We start from the raw sequence: 16,726 nt of genomic DNA on the forward strand, positions 1-16,726 counted from the left end.
GGCAAAACAAGCCACAGAGTTGGATAAAAATACAGCGTAATGAGCGAACTCAGCCCCCATTCTCCCCTTTCCGTCAGCGAATTAAACCGTCAAGTGCGCCGACTTTTGGAAGTCAGCTTCATGCAGGTCTGGGTGACCGGTGAAATCTCCAACTTCAGTTGCCCCAGTTCGGGACATTGGTATTTCTCTCTAAAGGACGACAAAGCGCAGGTGCGCTGTGCAATGTTTCGCAATCGCAATATGTTTGTGAAACAGCGCCCCCGGGACGGAGAGGCGGTTACTTTGCGCGCCAAAGTCAGTCTTTATGAAGGGCGCGGCGAGTTTCAGTTGATTGCGGAAGGCATGGAGCTGGCGGGAGAAGGCGAACTGCGGCGCGCATTTGAGGAATTAAAGCTGAAGCTGTCCCGCGAGGGCCTGTTTGATGAAACTCGCAAACGCCCGTTACCGGCCATGCCCAAGCAGGTTGGCGTGATCACCTCGCCGACCGGCGCGGCAGTGCGCGATATCCTAACCGTACTGAAAAGACGCTTTCCCGCCATTCCCGTCTTGTTGTTCCCCGTTCCCGTTCAAGGCAAAGAGGCAGGGCCAGCCATCGTTGCAGCGATAGCGAGCGCCAACCGACTCAATGCCTGCGATGTGCTGATTGTCGGCCGCGGCGGCGGCTCGCTGGAAGATCTCTGGGCCTTTAATGAAGAACCCGTGGCCCGCGCTATCGCCGCAAGCGCTATTCCTATCGTCAACGCCGTCGGCCACGAGACCGACATCACCATCGCCGATCTGGTCGCCGATCTGCGCGCGCCCACGCCGTCCGCCGCCGCGGAAAAAGTCAGCCCGGATCAGGCCGAGTGGAAGCATCGCTTTCAGCTTTACGAACAAAGGCTCGGGACCGCCGCGCAGCGCCTGCTCCGCCAGGAAGGCATGCGTCTCAACCAGCTTCGGGAGCGCCTCAAACATCCCGGTCGCCGTCTGCAGGAGTCCGCGCAGCGTCTGGATGACCTGGAGATGCGTCTGCATCGGCAGGCGCAAAACCTGCTATCCGCCCGTCGTAATCAGTTGACGCATTTGCATGAGCGCCTGTTGGCGTCAAGCCCCAAGCAGTCCTTAAAAAACCGCTACGCCACGGTGGACGCCCTCGATCACCGTTTGCAAACCGCCGTTATGTCTGTGTTAAGGCATAAGTCTCAACACTTCGCCAAGTTGTGTGGTCACATGGAAGCAGTGAGTCCTATCGCCACCCTGGCGCGAGGATACGCCATCGTCTCTGACGAAAACGGCCAGATTATTCGCAGCGAGAAAGAGGTGCGCACGGGACAAAAAGTCAAAGCCCGTCTCAGCGACGGTGAAATTCATTGTGAAGTGATCGCGCCCGGCTAGCTATTAATCAGACAGACAAACAGCTTCGGATACCAAGAACAGATAAGAAGAGTTATATAAAGGAAAAGCCGCAGGGTACGCCACGCGGCTCGACAAAGCGGTTCAACCGAGCAAAAAATGCGCGCGCGCCAAAGCAATCGGGTCCTTTCGTTTCTTCTGCCAGGCGCTGACGCTGACATTGGCGACGCGGTTGCCGCGACGAGTCAGCTTACACTCCGCATAGGTCTCCTGATACAGACCCGCCCGCAGATAGTCCAAAGAAAAGTCGACGATCCGGGGAAAGGTGTCAATCTCCAGAAAAATCGCCAGATGGAAGGCGGCCGACAACTCCATGAACCCACCGATCACACCACCGTGAATTGCCGGCAAAATGGGATTGCCCAGATTCTGCTCACGCTTGGGCAGAATAAACACCACTTCATTGCCGAAACGCTCACAGCGCACGCCGAGGGTGCTGGCGTAAGGAATCAGTTCCAGAAGCTTGTTGTAGTCGCCGCTGCGGTGCGCCTGAGCGACGTGTTGCTGTAAAGACTCCATGATTACTTCCTGCCCTCGATCTTTTCCCAGAACCAGTCGGGGGACGCATCACGCCCAATCCGCATGAACGTGGCGACGCAGTTGGCCACTGTCGTGTCCGGACCGCGCTGGAAGGCTTCGCAGCGAGTAAAAACGATAGTGCCGGTTACCCGATAACAGCGAGCACGGGCGAAAACGGTTTTTCCAGGTTGCGCCGGGCGCATGTAGTCCACCCGCAGATCCAGAGTGGGGCACAACTCAAGCTCGGGCAGACAACACAAGACGCTGCCGCCGGAGGCGGTATCCATCAACGTAGTAATGGCCCCGCCATGAATGACGCCCGTATCCGTGTCGCCGACAATATGATCGCTATAGGGCAGCTCCAGCTCCAAGCCATCTGCATTGGCGCAGGTGACCTTGACGCCAAGCTCTCGGCATTGATTAAGGCTATCCAGAAACCTCGATACCCGGCCGAAACGAAGCTCATCGTTTTCCCAGGGTTCGTACTGCTGCATGTTTCAGTTATCCGTTTTACATAAATTACATAAACATCCGCCTTATCTGGCCAGGGTTTATCCCCCGAGCCGTCGAAGTGCGGAAGCGACTGACACGCAGACGCCTCCACATGCCATACGCAACAGACGCCAGCGATTACTCTTTACCCGCCGCAGGGTCCTCAAAGGCTTTACCGGCGCGTAGCGCCTTCAATGCCCGTGACCGGAACTCCCGTTGAAACAGGATAGCCACCACAGCGCTGGTTATCGCCATAAACAGTATCGGATGGATAAACCAAGTCAACACGGCGAGTCCATAATAGTATGAACGTAAACCCAGGTTAAAAGAATCCCCGGCCAGATTCGCCACCCGAGCCGCAGACTTAGCCAGCGCTTCGCGCGCGCCGGAGCTGACTTTGTCCTCGTAGGTCAATGGCGCGCTACTGATCAGCACCCCGCAGAAATTGTACTGCCGCATTGACCAGGTGAATTTGAAAAAGGAGTACACGAATACCGCACACAGCACCACCAGCTTGAGCTCCCACATAAACTTGCCGGTCTGTGCGATATAGGGTAGATCACTAAAGACGGACATAGCCTTGTCCGTATACCCTATAGCAGTGATCAAACCCGCAAGGATCAGTAAACTGCTGGACGCGAAGAAGGCGCCGTTGCGCTCCAGGCTGCCCACTACGGAAGCGTCGGCGATGCGAGCGTCGCGCATCAGGGTGCGGCGCATCCAGTCGGCGCGATATAAATCCAACGTGTTGGAAAGACAGGGACGGGTCTTGGCGCGGTGTTCCGAATAATAGGTGTAACCGACGCAATTCAGTAAGAACCAGACGAGAGCAATATAATCAAGTAGATTCATGACACCTTAATCGTTAGATATTTTGATACTATTTTTGACCATTTTTTGTAGAAATTCATTTAGACGCTTGGAGAAGAGAATGCTACGCCTCTTTACTTGTAGCCTGTGCTTTATCTTGATCCTGCTGCAAGGGTGCAGCGTTAACCCGGTCACCGGCAAACGCGAAATCATGATCATCAGCGAGCAGCAGGAAATGAGCCTGGGACACGAACAATATCGGCCCGCGCAACAATCCCAGGGCGGACTCTACTACCTTGACCCAGAGCTGACCTTCTATGTGCGCCAAGTGGGCGACAAACTCGCCAAAGTCAGCGATCGCCCCGACCTTCCCTACGAATTCGTCGTGCTGAACAACTCCGTCCCTAACGCCTGGGCGCTGCCCTCCGGCAAAATCGCCATTAACCGAGGGCTGCTGGCGAAGCTGGATGACGAAGCGCAATTGGCCGCAGTACTCGGCCACGAGATCGTCCACGCCGCCGCCCGCCACAGCGCCAAGCGCATGCAGTCGAATTTGCTCATATCAGCCGGCGTCGCTGGTCTGGGGCTGGCGCTGGACAACCAGGACTATCGGGACATTCTCGTCGGCGGAGCCGCCATGGGCGCCACCATGGCGGTGGCGAAATATGGGCGCGACCATGAATTGGAGTCCGACCACTACGGCATGCAGTACATGGCCGCCGCCGGTTATGACACCCAGGCGGCGGTAGAGCTGCAGCAACTATTCGTGCAACTTTCTGAAGGCCGCTCGCAGAACTGGCTGGAAGGTTTGTTCGCCTCACATCCGCCCTCCCCTGAACGCGTGGAGGAAAATCGACGCACTGCACTGACATTGCCCAAATCAAACTATCGCGGCAAAGACGCCTTCATGAGAGCGACTGCCCGCTTACGTAAAACCGTTCCCGCTTATGAGGCGTATGACAAAGGCGTTCAAGCGCTGAAAGCCGGCGACGCTGACAAAGCAATGCAGTTGGCCAATCAGGCCATCAGGCTGGAGTCGGAAGAAGCGATGTTTTATTCCCTGCGCGGCGACATCTACAAAAAACAGAACAAAGCGACAGCGGCCCTAAAAGAGTATGACAAGGCAGTATCGCTGAACCCGGAATACTTCGCCCACCCCCTCAAACGCGGCCTGGCCTATAAAGAGATGGGAGACAGCGCCAAAGCCGCACAGGATCTGCGCCGGGCCAACGATTTACTGCCGACTTCCGTAGCCAATCTGGCGCTAGGCGATATCGAAGCGCAAAGCAATAATTCCGCCGCCGCCATCAGCCACTACACCGCAGCGGCGGAGGCGTCTGGGGCTTACGGCCAGGAAGCGCGTCAGAAACTATCGCGCCTGGATCTGCCGAAAAATCCTGAGCGCTATCTACAACTGCAGACACTGAAAGACAAGCAAGGTCGCGCTTTCATTACCTATAGCAATCAAAGCGCCTTGGAAGTGAACAATATTGTAGTCGAAGTCACCCTGATGAACGCCAGCGGCTGGGTCATGAAGCAAGACACCATCGCCTTGGGCGCCACAGGTCCTGGCCAACAGGCCAAACCAGTGTTCAGCGCTATTGCTACGGAGGCGGCTCAGCGCAAAGATTTATCCCTGATGACACGTTTGCGCAGCTACCGTCTGCGCTAGCCAGCTACCGCCGCCGTCAATGCAAGGATATGCTTAACGGCGGCGTCCGGGTCTTCCTGCATGAAGCAATGTCCGCCGGGGAGCGTCCGCAATCGCACCCGGGGATTTATCGAAGCCGCTCGTTGCGCAGATTTCACCACAAAGGGATAGGTGCTCTCCCCGTAAATAATCGCCATGGGTCGTGGAACCTTTTCTATGGAGGCCCACAACTTCTCTGGAAAAGAAGCGAATACCGCCGCTTCCAGACGGGGCGGGCATTTCAAGGCCAACCCCTTATCAGTTTCCTGCAGCGCATGCTGAATATAAGCCTCTAACGCATCGTCGCGCCACCCTTTGAACATCCCGCGATCTTCAAAATAATGACGCGCAGCCTCCCGACAGCCCCAGCCATCGCGCCGGTTTTCCGCCCTCGCCGCCAACGGGTTAGGCGCGCGCAATCGTAGCCATCGGTATGCAGTCAGCGCTCGCAGCATGGTTGGAGTGAAATAAACCGGGTCCAGCGCCACCACCTGATCAAAGGCGTCGTGATGAACGGCGGCGATGAGCGTCGTCAACACGCCGCCAAAGCTATGTCCCACACCTAGCGCAGGTACTGAACCATAATCCGCCCGAAAATGCCGCCAGGCGGCGTAGGCGGTTTCCGCCGTTGCATTCCAGCCGCGAAATACGTCGCCAGCGTCGCTGTCGCCATGCCCCTGCGCATCACTAAGAAACAGGTCGTAATGCTCGGCGAGCAGGCGTAATAGCGGTTCGTAGGTCAACCCACAGAAACCGTTGCCGTGCATGAAATGTAAGACCGGTTTGCCCGAGGGGCGGCTGCGCCAGCCTCGAATCGTCATTCCCGGCTCTGCGGCGTACTCCCAGGGAATCAATATCATCAGTAGAGACTCCAGCGCCGCCTTTCGCTCATCGGACATACCAGAGAGTGAGGCCTGGCTCATACTTCGTCCTTATCCTCTATATCATTATCATTCATCAACGCGCGTACTTGCTCGTCGTGTTCACAGTAGATACTGGGGTACAGTTTATCCCGCCACCAGTGTATCCATTTAAGTGTCTGAAATCCGTCAAACCAGCAATGAAAGTGGCGACAAAAGGCTTGTTCAGTGGAGGATTGCTCAGCAAAACGGCGCACGGCTTTAGCGATGGCGAACGCTTCCAGGGCTTGACCGGCCAAGTCCTCGCGCCGGGTATAAACACCCAGCTTTGCGGCAAGTTCGGCCACCGCGGTTTCCGGTTGCCGACGCAAGCGCCATAACATCGCCACAGATTGCAGAAGCAGGCGCAAACACTGGTAGGTCGCCGGGTGATAAAAAGCCACCGCCCCATCGCCTTCCAGCGCCTTTTGCAAGGCGGGCCCGGTGCCAAAGGGAACCCGTCTGCTGAGCCTCCCGCTTAAAACGATCTCGCCGCCTTTTGACTGCATTATCGGGCCGAGTTTGGCGAGTTTGTTAAGCAGGTAGAAGTCTTCCGCCGCCGCTCGCAACGGCATGCCGCGCACCATGGCGTAGGCGTCGGCGCGACAGGCCAGCGTGCTACCGATGGTGTGAAACGCATAGGGAGACCCCGCTTCCTGCAAGCCCGTCACATAAGATCTCAACTTGCTGTCATACAATCGCATCAATCGCTGCTGCCTGGCGTCGCCTTCGCCGCGGTGATGAAAAGGGTGAACCAACGCCACGGCATCGCCAGCCTGCCGAATCGCTTGCTCGAAGTAGTCTGAAGGAAGCTCGGCGTCAGCGTCGGTGTAGTGAATCCAGGAAGTTTGCAGGCAGCCTCCTGCAATCAAAGCTAAAGCAATATCGCCGCCTATTTTGCGGGCCAACCCCACTCCCAGCTCTTTAGGAATCCGATTTTCTTCGGCGCACCGATCCACCAGCAGAATAGCCGCCCCATCCATCTCCAGCAGCGCCAGATTAGCCTGACGCCACACAGTGCGGCCTTCGCTTTGCGCTCGCTGCAAACACTCTCGGGTCGCCGCCAGCGCATTCGCTTCCGCCGTCACCGGTGCGTTAATAACCCAGATTTGCAAACAATCAGCATTGCTTAGGGCCGCAGTAACGCGCTTAAGCCCTTCAAAGTCCTCCGCGAACGCCGGAATGACTAAAGCGGCGCGCCACCGCCCCTTTATGCCCTCAAGTTCACGGCTTTCCGCTTCCGCATAATCGCGCAGATATTTGACCACCGCCTTGCCGGATTTGTACGCACCGACTACCGCCACGCTCATTCTCTCAGCCTTACTCCACAAAGCCGGATTGCAGAGTGGCGTGTGGCGGCGCCAGCAATGCGCCCCGCAATCGCCAATAGGCGTATGCCGCCGTCGCGCCAGCGCTGATTAACGGGGCCAGCAGCCATAATTCCCAGTGCAGGCTAAAGGGCAGCTCGAACAAGCGATATTGAAGAAAGCCAGCCACGCTTTCCGCCACGATGACGCCCATAACGCCAGCGAACGCGCCGATCAGGCTGAATTCCCCTACTGTCGCGCCGATCACAACGCGTCGGTGCGCGCCCAAAGCCCGAAACAACGCTGTCTCCGCTCGTCGCGAAGGGGCTTCGCGCGCCAGCAAAGACGCCACCACCAGCAGCGCCGCGGCGAAAATCAACGCCAACAAGGCTTCGATCGCCAGCGAAACCTGCGCGATCACTTCCCGCACTTTCACGACAAATTGATCCAGTTCCAGCACTGAGACGGTAGGGAACTGGCGATTAACCTGGTTCACCATGTCGGTTTTGTTATCGCCCAAATAAGCGCTGGTCAGATAAGTAGCGGCAAAGTTATCCAGCGCGCCGGGCGCAAAAGCCATGTAAAAGTTGGGTTTGAGACTATCCCATTGCACGCTGCGAATGCTCTGCACCCTGGACTCCAGCGTGGCGCCGCCAATCTGGAAAGTCAGAGAGTCTCCCAGCTTCACGTCGAGACGCTGCGCCAGCTGACTTTCGATGGAAACGCCAGGAACGCCGTCATTTACGCTAACGCTCGAGGACGCATCCCACCAGGAGCCACGCAGGATACGGTTATCTTTGGGCAGATCCGCCATCCAGGTAAGGTTAAGCTCCCGGTTCAGAGCGCCAACCTCCCTTTCTTTACTGACCACCGTGCGCACCAGCTCGCCATTGATGTGAGTCAGACGACCCCGCACCATAGGGTACAAAGGCGCAGCCGCAATCTGGTTCTGCTCGAACAACATCCTCATGGGCTCCACTTCATAGGGAGCAATGTTAATAAAAAAGTGATTCGGCGCATTCTCCGGAATTTGCGCCCGCCAGTTGTCCACTAACTCCGTTCGCACTAAAAACAGTGTCAGCAACAAGGCCCAGGCGCTGCCCAGCGCCAATACGTGAGGCACGGTAGACCAGGGTCGGCGCTTCAATTGATCCGCCCCCGCCCGCAAAGCGCCGGGGGTGACTGTACGGCGCGGCGGACGCAGCTTCACCCACATTTTCATCAACCAGGCCGCCACGGCTATCATTATCGCCAACCCCGCCAGCACTGCGGCGACAATGGTTAATTCCCCACTGTACACCATCAATAACGCAGCGAAGCCGACCAACGCCGACAACATACGCGATTTAGAGAACCCCAGCATACGCTGGAAATCCGCGTTGGCCGCAGCCTGCCGCAGAATAAACATGGGCGGCTGCTTGGCCAGCGCCCGAAATACCGGCCAAGCAAACGCCGCCAGCACAATCGCCAGCGTCAAAAGTGGCAGCCAAATCCAGTTTAGAGGCAACGGCTTATGCAAAGGAGGCAGCATGTCGCCCATCGCCCAGACCGCCCATTGTTCAAATAGCAACCCGCACGCCAAACCCAAAATCGACGCGGTGGCGGCGGAAAGCAACAGTAATGACGCAAAACGCAAGCGTAACTGACCGCTGCGGCAGCCCAGAGTTTTCAACAGGGCGACCGTATCCTTCTGTTGTTGCGCGTAGTACTGCGCCGTCACGGTGAGCGCCACCGCCGCCAGCAATACGCCCAACACGCCGCCTAGCAACAGATAACGCTCCGCCCGCTCAATCGCCCGCGACACCGCCGGGCGGCCATCCTTTGCGGAGACGATGCGCTCAGAGGCCGTCAACGATGAAGAGATGTCCGCGTTGAACTGATCCAACAGCCGCTCATCGCCCGCCAGCAGCAGGCGGTATTTCAAACGGCTCCCAGGCTGCGCCACCGCCGTAGCGGCGACATCTCCATAGTTCATCAGCACCCGCGGCGCCACATTCATAAAGGAAAACGAAGGGTCCGGCTCTTTCGCCAGCAATCCTGTCACGGTCAGTTGTTTACGACCGACGCCAACCTTGCCCCCCAACTTTACGCCCAGCAGTGCGAACAGCCTTGGCGCCAGCCAGACTTCACCTTGCGCCGGCCCATGCTGAACAGTCTGCGCCGAAGCGCCGGCCTGCGTGACCACACCGACCTCGCCTTTCAGCGGGTACCCCTCGTCCACCGCTTTGACCGCCACCAGCTGGAACTGGTCGCCGCTATTCAGCATCGTGGAAAACTCCAGCGTAAACGCCGTTTCCAGGCCCAGTTTTTGCGCGTCGCTCACCCAGGAGTCCGAGAGATTCCCTGAGCTTTCAATCACCTGATCTCCCCCCAAAAAACGGGAAGCGCCATCGTCGAATACAGCTTTCAAGCGACCGGTAAAGGCTGTGATCGACGCTACGGTCAGCACCGCAACAAACAGCGCCAGCCACAATAAACGGAAGGAAGGTTGCCGCCACTCTCTCAACCAGAGCTGCAGCGGTCGCGTAGAACTCATCATTACGCCGTCTCCAGAACGCCCTGATCCAAGGCCAGAGAGCGGCCGCAGCGGCCAGCCAGTTCGCGGTCATGAGTGACCAGGATCAATGTCGTTGAATGCTGCTTATTGAGGTCGAACAGTAAGTCCATGATGTGCTGCCCGGTTTCCAGATCCAGATTGCCAGTAGGCTCATCCGCAAACAGAATATCCGGCTCCGTGGCGAAAGCTCTGGCTACGGCAACCCGTTGTTGCTCGCCTCCAGACAATTGGCGTGGGTAGTGACCTTCCCGCTCAAGCAATCCCACCCGGTCCAGCCAGTTTCGCGCCCGCTCTCGACTGTCCGCGGCGCCGGCGAGATCCAGCGGCAGCATTACATTTTCCAGCGCAGTCATCGTCGGGATCAGCTGAAAGGATTGAAAAACGAAGCCGACATGCTGGGCGCGAATAGCGGCGCGGCCATCTTCATCCAACTGCGCAAGATCCTTACCCAACATAGAAACTCTCCCAGCGGAAGGCAGGTCCAGTCCCGCCATGATGCTCAACAAGGTAGTCTTGCCGGAACCTGAGCGGCCGACAATCGCCAACGACTCCCCGACTTTGATTTGCAGGTCGACGCCTTTCAATATATCCAAACGCCCGCTACCATTGGAGACACTTTTCGTCAGTGATTTAACCTCAAGCACATCTACCGAAGTCATGACAGCAACCTCATTCCTCAATCAGTTTCAACGTTATATCGTCAAGTCCGTCTGGACTCTGTTTACGCTCTGCTGCCTGATGGTAAGCCCTATCACCCAGGCTGTCACAGACAAATCGCAACCGGTGAAAATCGTCGTATTGGGAGACAGCCTTAGCGCCGCTTACGGCATCCCGCTGGAATCCGGCTGGATATCCTTGATGGAAAACGAACTTCGCACCACCTACCCCAACCTCACGCTGATAAACGCCAGTATTTCCGGCGAAACTACTGGCGGCGGCCGCGCCCGTCTGGCGGCGTTGCTGAAGGAGCACCAACCGGATATCGTCCTGCTGGAGCTGGGCGGTAACGACGGACTGCGCGGCTTCCCTCTCAACATCATCAAAAACAATCTGGCGGCCATGCTGGAAAGTATTGCTGAATCCGGCGCAAAGGCCATGCTGATCGGCATGCGAATTCCGCCCAACTATGGACCGGCCTATGCTGAGGGATTCCATCAGATCTACCAAGACCTGGCCAGTGAACAAAAAGTCACGTTAGTGCCCTTTCTCTTGGATAACGTCGCGCTTGATCCCAGTTTGATGCAGTCCGACGGCATTCACCCCAACGCCAAAGGCCAGCCGCAGTTGGTGGAAAATGTGTTGCCGCATTTAAATTCCTTGCTAAGTCATTGATCCAAGCGACGCTTATTTGCACTCTTTATAGCTATTGCTAGTCTTAAAGTAAGTCATACTATTGAGGCTGGCTATATGGTGGTCCCGCGAATCCGATCGGGATGGATGTTGTGTCTGCTGACCGCGTGGTCTCTGAGCGGCCCCGTTGGCGCGGCGATCATCAATAACAACAACGTCTTCCAGATCAGCGAACAGATGCAAATCAAGGCTGGGCGGCTGGTCGCCGCTCAAAGTAAATCCATTGATGAATCCGACGTCCCTGTCTTTCAGGATAAACTGCCCAATCAGGTCTACGCGAAAGCGCTGGACGCCTATGCGCAAATTCGTCAGTTGATGACGCTGAACAACCTTTCGCCTATTGAAGACAAACAACTCCCTTTTCAAATATTCCGGCCTAAAGACGTATACGAACTATTGGAGCAGGCGGATCAGGGACTTAACGCCATTCTGGAAGCCAAATCCATCTCTACGGAGGCGGAGTTCGAGCGGCCCCTCGGCAAGTCCGGCGCAGATGTTTACCAAAGCCTGTGGAAGCTCACTAATGTCCTGTCCGTGCTGGCCCCGCCCCCTGATATCGGCGATACGCAAAAACAGTTCAAACTGATCGAAGATGAGCTACGACTATTGGCGCGAGCGCAGAACCTTAAATTTACCGAGCCGCAACAAAAGCAATACAGCGACAAGAACATCCGCGACGTGATGCTGGCGCTGTATCAGGATTATCACCTGCTTGGCAGGCTGCAACGCAATCTGGAAGTGGAGCCGACCAGCCCGGAAGCGATACCCAGCGGCGCCTTGACTGTGCTGGACGCCTATGACGGCGCGCGCAGCGTGCTGGCGGAAATTCATCGTATGAAAGCCGGTCTCAATATCGAACAGCGCAGTCCAGCGCCCTCGGGTGAGGCCAACGCGTCTCTGAACAGCCTGTACGCGCAAGCGAAAAAAATTCATGACTTACTGATCAGCCTGCTGAGCGGAATGACCGCAGCGGGCTGACAGTGATGTAACAACTGAGGTGCGGAATGCGTCTGCAGAATCTTCCATTAATGCTGAAGTTAAGCCTGGTTCCGGCCCTCATATTGGTCTTGTTGCTGGCCTACGCGCTAATGGTCATCACATCGCTGCGGGAAATCACAACCCGAGCCAATCACTTCTCCACCGTCATTGAACCGACAGCCCGCCTGACCAGCGACCTCAGCGCCAACCTGTCCACACGCGCCAGCCTTCAGCAGCAGTATCTACGCACGCCTACCGATCAATTACTGGAGGAGTACAATCAGGCCAGCGCTCAGGCGCAGGCGTATTTTTCCGACTCCAACTTCACCAAACTGAAAAGCGCCGACGCCCTGCAAACCGCCAGCCTGCGAATCGACGACTTGTTTCGCAGTAGCCTGCTACCCAAGAACCGCGAATTACGCAGCAGCATCGCCACCGTGCAAGAAACCATCGTGCCGAAAACCCTTGAGTTGTCCAACAACATCAGGGTGACGCTGGACCCATCCAGCGCCCAGGTGCTGATCCAGTGGACCATACTGGTCAGCAATCACATACAGGCCGCGCTCATTAACCTGAACGCATTCATGCGCACTGGCTCCCCCACAGAAACCGACGCCTTTCTGATGGAAGTCTACGGGGCGCAAAACGCAGTGATCGACCTGAAAAAACACTTGCGCAAACCCGAGCATGAAAAGTGGATCGGTGAGATTGACGGGCTGGTGAAGCAATTTGAAAGCAAAGCCAAAATCATCTTTGACGTCGCCCGCAGTCAAAACAGCCTGCTGGACAGCGAGCTGCGCCCACTGGTCAATGACACGCTGAATATTGTGGCGGAGGAGCAAGCCAGCATCTGGAGCGACCTACGCAGCGTCAGCGGATACATTGCCGAATCCCTGGACTCCAATATTGTGAAGATGCTGTTGTTCCTGGTCGTTACGCTGGTCATTTCCAGTGTGTTGACCGCACTGGTGTCACGCCTGATCAGCAAACCGATAAAAGATGTTGTCGCCACTATGGAAGACATCGCCCAGGGCGGTGGCGACCTCACCCGGCGCCTGACTTATCTGGGGCAGGACGAACTCGGCCGGCTCGCGCGAGCCTTCAATCGTTTCATAGAGCTTATCCAACAGATATGCATCAGTATCAATGATAAGTCTCAGGAACTGGGACAATCGGCGGAGTCCTTACAGGATGTCGCCCACCAGGGGGAAAACTGCCTGGAGCAACAAAAAGCCGAATTCGTCACCGTGTCTGAATCCACCCAGCTTATCTCCCACAGTTTCCGGGACATCGCGCAGCAGGCGGGCAAATTACTGGAAATCGCCCAGTCAATCGCATCGCAGTCCGATAATGGCAAACGCTTGCTGCAGAACAACACAGACACCCTGTCCAGACTGGCTCAACAAATGGAAACCTCCTACGCCTCCATGCAGCGGTTGGCCAGCAGCAGTCAGAAAGTCTCAGAAGTGCTGCAAGTGATCAACAATATCGCCGAGCAAACCAACTTACTCGCGCTGAACGCGGCGATCGAAGCCGCTCGCGCCGGCGAGCATGGCCGCGGCTTCGCTGTGGTGGCGGATGAAGTAAGACAACTGGCGTTACGCACCCGGGATTCCACTGAAGAAATCCGCGAGATCATGGAGGGCTTGCAAAAGGACGCGGAGGAAACAGAAAAGATGATCAATCTGAGCAACAGCATGACGCAAAACAGCGTATCGCAGATGAGCACTCTGGCCACGACAGTGGATCAAACCAACAGCGGCATTGCGGAAGCCAGCGATCTTATCGACCAAGTCGCTCAAACCACAGAGGAGCAGGCCAAGCATGCGGAAGGCATCGCACAAAGCATGCAGACGCTGGAGGCCCTGCTGGACGAAAGCTGGCGGCAAGTGAACACCACCTCATCCAACAGCGAAAATATCAATCAACTGTCATCACAGTTGCAGGAGAACGTGGGCCGCTTCAAGACCTCTTAGCCCCGGGGCCGTTCCATAAGGCTACTTAATCACCAACACGTCGCATTCCAGGTGATCCAGCACGCGCTCCGCCGTGCTGCCAATAAAAATGCGATCCACGCCACCACGTGACACAGCTCCCATGACCACCAGATCATGCCCATGCTGATTGACGCAGGCGGGCAGCACTTTTTCTGGGGACCCCTCTTCGAAAAACACGTGCGTGCTGGATTCCACGTAGCTTTCCAATAGTCGGTCCAGCGCCTTTTGATGTTTGGACTTCACTTTCTCGCGGTATTCTTCGTAATCGGCGACGATGGCGTCAAATTCCACCAACATGCCCGTAGGTATCGGTTCGTAAGCATGTACGACGTTCAACTCCGCTGGCAGGCGACAGGATATTTCATGGGCGATATCCAGAATTCGTGAGTTCAATCCATTTACCGAGCCCTCGGTTTCCACCGGGTCCACGGCCGCCAACACTTGAATATGACCGTCCCAACGATGCTCCTCACGCACGAACCAGATTGGCGCATCCGCGTCCCGTATCAAATGCCAGTCCGTATTAGTGAACAGCGCTCGTTGCAAAATGGAGTGGTGATGGGTGGCTTTAACAATAAGCTGCGCCTTGGTCTCATGACAGCGCTCCACCACCGCTCTGTAGAGCGGCTTTTCCCAGCGCACATGCTGGGTCACAGCAATGCCGTGGGCGCGCATCTGCTCCGCAAAGGCTTCCAGCCACCGTTCACGACTGGCCAGACAACTGTCTCTCGCCGAACTCAGCGCCTTGGCGTCGAAAGGATAACTGGACTCCAGCGCGCGCTGGTATTCCGCCACCATCAACTCCACTTCCGCGCCCAGCGCCTTGGCGAGCCTTATCGTACGGGGGATGACTTCCTGCCTTTCCTTAGTTGGATCTACAACCAGCAATATCTTTTTTATCTCCGCCAGCTTCTTGATTTCCATAGCCTCTCCCCATCGATTGAAATTTTTTTCAACTTCCGTCGTTTTTTAATAATAGAAAAGGTTGACGAGATAGTCCCATGTCATTATTATTGCGGCCTCGAAAATGACGTTCCCCGATAGCTCAGTTGGTAGAGCAAATGACTGTTAATCATTGGGTCGCTGGTTCGAGTCCAGCTCGGGGAGCCAAATCTTTCGGATCTTCAAGATCAATCGGGGTATAGCGCAGTCTGGTAGCGCGCCTGCTTTGGGAGCAGGATGTCGGGAGTTCGAATCTCTCTACCCCGACCACTTTTTCACTTCCTCTTATTTCTCAAATTTTAAAGCCCGTACTTAAAACTCAGCCTTCAGTCATTTCCGTGCGCGTTCGCCACAGAGACTGCATTGCGTTCCCGCGCTATTACTTCCTGACAGAAACCGGTTAACACAAGAAAATCCAATCCCTGGATTATCTCGCCTACCCTGGCCCTGACTACATCATGCCTGCGGAAGCGTCGCCGTATTAAAAAACGACTTGCTCACTTCATATAGCGTCAATGGATCAGCGCTGCCGCAGGTTTCCCTGATGGAGTGCATCGCGAACTGGGGCACGCCGATATCCAAGGTTTTAACGCCCAGCTCCGCCGCCGTTAACGGGCCGATGGTGCTGCCGCAGGCCATATCCGTACGCACCACAAACACCTGATAAGGCAGCTTCAGCTCCTCGCTGAGGCGACGATAGAACGAGCTGGTAATGCTGTTGGTGGCGTAACGCTGATTGGAGTTAACCTTGATAACCGGCCCACTGTTCAGCAAAGGCCCATGATTCTCATCATGACGGTCCGCATAGTTGGGATGCACGCCATGGGCGTTATCCGCGGAAAACATCATTGAACGACTAATCATCTGGCTCAAACGGGTCTCATCCTCAGTAATACGCAGCAACACAGAACGCAAGAAAGGTCCTTGCGCCCCTTCCGCGGACACACTGCCAACCTCTTCATGATCATTGAACACCAGGAAACAGGGCTGACTGGAGCCCGCGTCCAACAAAGCCTGCAAGCCGATATAGCAGCTCAGCAAATTATCCAGACGGGCAGAACTCAGGAATTCGTTTTGCAGGCCGTGAATACTGGCGGTCTGGGTGTCGTATAGACACAACTCATAATCCAGCACTCGCTCCGCATCCAGCGACGAATGCTCCTGCTTGACTTGCTCCAGCAACAACCCTCGAAATTCCGGCGGACTGTCAGCATTGCATTGCATCAACACCACCGGCAGATCTTTCTGGGGATTGATGGAGCGGCTGTTGTTTACTTCCCGATCCAAGTGAATAGCCAGACTGGGAATCATCGCAATGGGGCGCTTCCAATTGATCAGCGTGCTTTTTACTTCCCCCGCACTGCTCAGATAGGTCACCCGACCAGCGAGAGACAACTCACGATCAAACCAGGGATTCAACAGCACGCCGCCGTACACTTCCACGCCCAGCTGATAATAGCCTTTGCGCATCTGTTCCGGGCTCGGTTTGATTTTCAGGCAAGGGCTATCGGTATGGGCGCCGAACATTCTGGCGCCGCTGACCTCCACCGGACCTTGCGCACCGCTGAATGCAATCAGCGATGACCCGTTACGCGTGATAAAGTAGCGGTCATCGGCCTGCAACGACCATTCATACTCTTCGTGCAAACGCTTGAATCCTGCTTTCTCAAGCATCTCCACCATATTGGCGACCGCATGAAAAGGGGTCGGCGAGGCGTCCAGAAACGCCAATAATCCTTCATTAAACTCTTCTTTATTCATACATCACTCAAGTAACCGCGTTATCCGATTCT

General features: G+C 56.0%; 14 protein-coding genes and 2 tRNA genes. 7 read left to right on the plus strand and 9 right to left on the minus strand.

What is annotated here, in order from left to right; translation table 11 throughout:
- The first annotated feature begins 39 nt into the window (after positions 1-39).
- Positions 40-1,374 carry an exodeoxyribonuclease VII large subunit gene (gene xseA, locus AC2IBB_RS25090; protein ID WP_486329446.1) on the plus strand — a complete coding sequence of 445 codons (1,335 nt, stop codon included), beginning with the start codon at positions 40-42 and terminating at the stop codon, positions 1,372-1,374.
- 102 nt (positions 1,375-1,476) lie between these two features.
- On the opposite strand, the gene AC2IBB_RS25095 is transcribed toward xseA, so the two are convergent.
- The 3 genes from AC2IBB_RS25095 to AC2IBB_RS25105 form a co-directional block, all read right to left on the minus strand.
- The gene (locus AC2IBB_RS25095) at positions 1,477-1,911 is read right to left on the minus strand and encodes a PaaI family thioesterase (protein ID WP_011398699.1); all 435 of its coding nucleotides are present in this window, start codon (positions 1,909-1,911) and stop codon (positions 1,477-1,479) included.
- A gap of 2 nt (positions 1,912-1,913) precedes the next feature.
- Complete coding sequence (locus AC2IBB_RS25100) at positions 1,914-2,405, minus strand: PaaI family thioesterase (protein ID WP_486329447.1); 492 nt, start codon at positions 2,403-2,405, stop codon at positions 1,914-1,916.
- Between the two features lie 136 nt (positions 2,406-2,541).
- On the minus strand, positions 2,542-3,255 hold the full coding sequence (locus tag AC2IBB_RS25105) for a DUF599 domain-containing protein (RefSeq protein WP_486329448.1): 714 nt from the start codon (positions 3,253-3,255) through the stop codon (positions 2,542-2,544).
- 79 nt (positions 3,256-3,334) lie between these two features.
- On the opposite strand from AC2IBB_RS25105, the gene AC2IBB_RS25110 reads away from it, so the two are divergent.
- Positions 3,335-4,885, plus strand: a complete 1,551-nt coding sequence (locus AC2IBB_RS25110) for a M48 family metalloprotease (protein WP_486329449.1) — start codon at positions 3,335-3,337, stop codon at positions 4,883-4,885.
- Here the strand turns inward: AC2IBB_RS25110 and AC2IBB_RS25115 are convergent.
- Genes AC2IBB_RS25115 through AC2IBB_RS25130 form a run of 4 tightly spaced genes read right to left on the minus strand, consistent with a single transcriptional unit; the run spans position 4,882 to position 10,325 of the window.
- The gene (locus AC2IBB_RS25115) at positions 4,882-5,826 is read right to left on the minus strand and encodes an alpha/beta fold hydrolase (RefSeq protein WP_486329450.1); all 945 of its coding nucleotides are present in this window, start codon (positions 5,824-5,826) and stop codon (positions 4,882-4,884) included. The two genes, AC2IBB_RS25110 and AC2IBB_RS25115, sit on opposite strands and share 4 nt — an antisense overlap.
- A complete protein-coding gene (locus AC2IBB_RS25120; RefSeq protein ID WP_486329451.1) occupies positions 5,823-7,106 on the minus strand; it encodes a hypothetical protein in 1,284 nt (427 codons plus the stop codon). Before AC2IBB_RS25120 ends, AC2IBB_RS25115 begins: the two co-directional genes overlap by 4 nt.
- A gap of 16 nt (positions 7,107-7,122) precedes the next feature.
- Positions 7,123-9,648 (minus strand): ABC transporter permease, encoded by a 2,526-nt coding sequence (locus tag AC2IBB_RS25125; RefSeq protein WP_486329452.1) that lies wholly within the window; start codon positions 9,646-9,648, stop codon positions 7,123-7,125.
- Positions 9,648-10,325 carry an ABC transporter ATP-binding protein gene (locus tag AC2IBB_RS25130; protein WP_486329453.1) on the minus strand — a complete coding sequence of 226 codons (678 nt, stop codon included), beginning with the start codon at positions 10,323-10,325 and terminating at the stop codon, positions 9,648-9,650. Before AC2IBB_RS25130 ends, AC2IBB_RS25125 begins: the two co-directional genes overlap by 1 nt.
- On the opposite strand from AC2IBB_RS25130, the gene AC2IBB_RS25135 reads away from it, so the two are divergent.
- From AC2IBB_RS25135 to AC2IBB_RS25145, 3 genes are all read left to right on the plus strand, one after another.
- Complete coding sequence (locus AC2IBB_RS25135; RefSeq protein ID WP_486329454.1) at positions 10,324-10,998, plus strand: arylesterase; 675 nt, start codon at positions 10,324-10,326, stop codon at positions 10,996-10,998. The genes AC2IBB_RS25130 and AC2IBB_RS25135 overlap by 2 nt on opposite strands.
- A 75-nt stretch (positions 10,999-11,073) precedes the next feature.
- Positions 11,074-11,994 (plus strand): hypothetical protein, encoded by a 921-nt coding sequence (locus tag AC2IBB_RS25140; RefSeq protein ID WP_486329455.1) that lies wholly within the window; start codon positions 11,074-11,076, stop codon positions 11,992-11,994.
- Positions 11,995-12,044: 50 nt separating this feature from the next.
- Positions 12,045-13,970, plus strand: coding sequence for a methyl-accepting chemotaxis protein (locus AC2IBB_RS25145; RefSeq protein WP_486329456.1), 1,926 nt, complete (start codon positions 12,045-12,047; stop codon positions 13,968-13,970).
- A 21-nt stretch (positions 13,971-13,991) separates the two neighbouring features.
- On the opposite strand, the gene AC2IBB_RS25150 is transcribed toward AC2IBB_RS25145, so the two are convergent.
- Entirely contained in the window at positions 13,992-14,915 is a 924-nt protein-coding gene (locus tag AC2IBB_RS25150; protein ID WP_486329457.1) for a universal stress protein, read from the minus strand.
- 110 nt (positions 14,916-15,025) lie between these two features.
- On the opposite strand from AC2IBB_RS25150, the gene AC2IBB_RS25155 reads away from it, so the two are divergent.
- Positions 15,026-15,101, plus strand: a tRNA-Asn gene (locus AC2IBB_RS25155).
- Between the two features lie 25 nt (positions 15,102-15,126).
- Positions 15,127-15,203: transfer RNA gene (locus AC2IBB_RS25160), tRNA-Pro, on the plus strand.
- A gap of 186 nt (positions 15,204-15,389) precedes the next feature.
- Here AC2IBB_RS25160 and AC2IBB_RS25165 read toward each other — a convergent pair.
- The gene (locus AC2IBB_RS25165; RefSeq protein WP_486329458.1) at positions 15,390-16,694 is read right to left on the minus strand and encodes a M18 family aminopeptidase; all 1,305 of its coding nucleotides are present in this window, start codon (positions 16,692-16,694) and stop codon (positions 15,390-15,392) included.
- Between the last annotated feature and the right edge of the window lie 32 nt (positions 16,695-16,726).

The organism is Hahella sp. NS-SX17 (assembly GCF_057367735.1).

Coding starts and splice junctions, on each gene's coding strand:
- AC2IBB_RS25165 (WP_486329458.1), bottom strand. CDS start 16,694: ATGAATAAAGAAGAGTTTAATGAAGGATTATTGGCGTTTCTGGACGCC.
- AC2IBB_RS25100 (WP_486329447.1), bottom strand. CDS start 2,405: ATGCAGCAGTACGAACCCTGGGAAAACGATGAGCTTCGTTTCGGCCGG.
- AC2IBB_RS25105 (WP_486329448.1), bottom strand. CDS start 3,255: ATGAATCTACTTGATTATATTGCTCTCGTCTGGTTCTTACTGAATTGC.
- AC2IBB_RS25150 (WP_486329457.1), bottom strand. CDS start 14,915: ATGGAAATCAAGAAGCTGGCGGAGATAAAAAAGATATTGCTGGTTGTA.
- AC2IBB_RS25115 (WP_486329450.1), bottom strand. CDS start 5,826: ATGAGCCAGGCCTCACTCTCTGGTATGTCCGATGAGCGAAAGGCGGCG.
- AC2IBB_RS25095 (WP_011398699.1), bottom strand. CDS start 1,911: ATGGAGTCTTTACAGCAACACGTCGCTCAGGCGCACCGCAGCGGCGAC.
- AC2IBB_RS25125 (WP_486329452.1), bottom strand. CDS start 9,648: ATGATGAGTTCTACGCGACCGCTGCAGCTCTGGTTGAGAGAGTGGCGG.
- AC2IBB_RS25140 (WP_486329455.1), top strand. CDS start 11,074: ATGGTGGTCCCGCGAATCCGATCGGGATGGATGTTGTGTCTGCTGACC.
- xseA (WP_486329446.1), top strand. CDS start 40: ATGAGCGAACTCAGCCCCCATTCTCCCCTTTCCGTCAGCGAATTAAAC.
- AC2IBB_RS25110 (WP_486329449.1), top strand. CDS start 3,335: ATGCTACGCCTCTTTACTTGTAGCCTGTGCTTTATCTTGATCCTGCTG.
- AC2IBB_RS25130 (WP_486329453.1), bottom strand. CDS start 10,325: ATGACTTCGGTAGATGTGCTTGAGGTTAAATCACTGACGAAAAGTGTC.
- AC2IBB_RS25145 (WP_486329456.1), top strand. CDS start 12,045: ATGCTGAAGTTAAGCCTGGTTCCGGCCCTCATATTGGTCTTGTTGCTG.
- AC2IBB_RS25135 (WP_486329454.1), top strand. CDS start 10,324: ATGACAGCAACCTCATTCCTCAATCAGTTTCAACGTTATATCGTCAAG.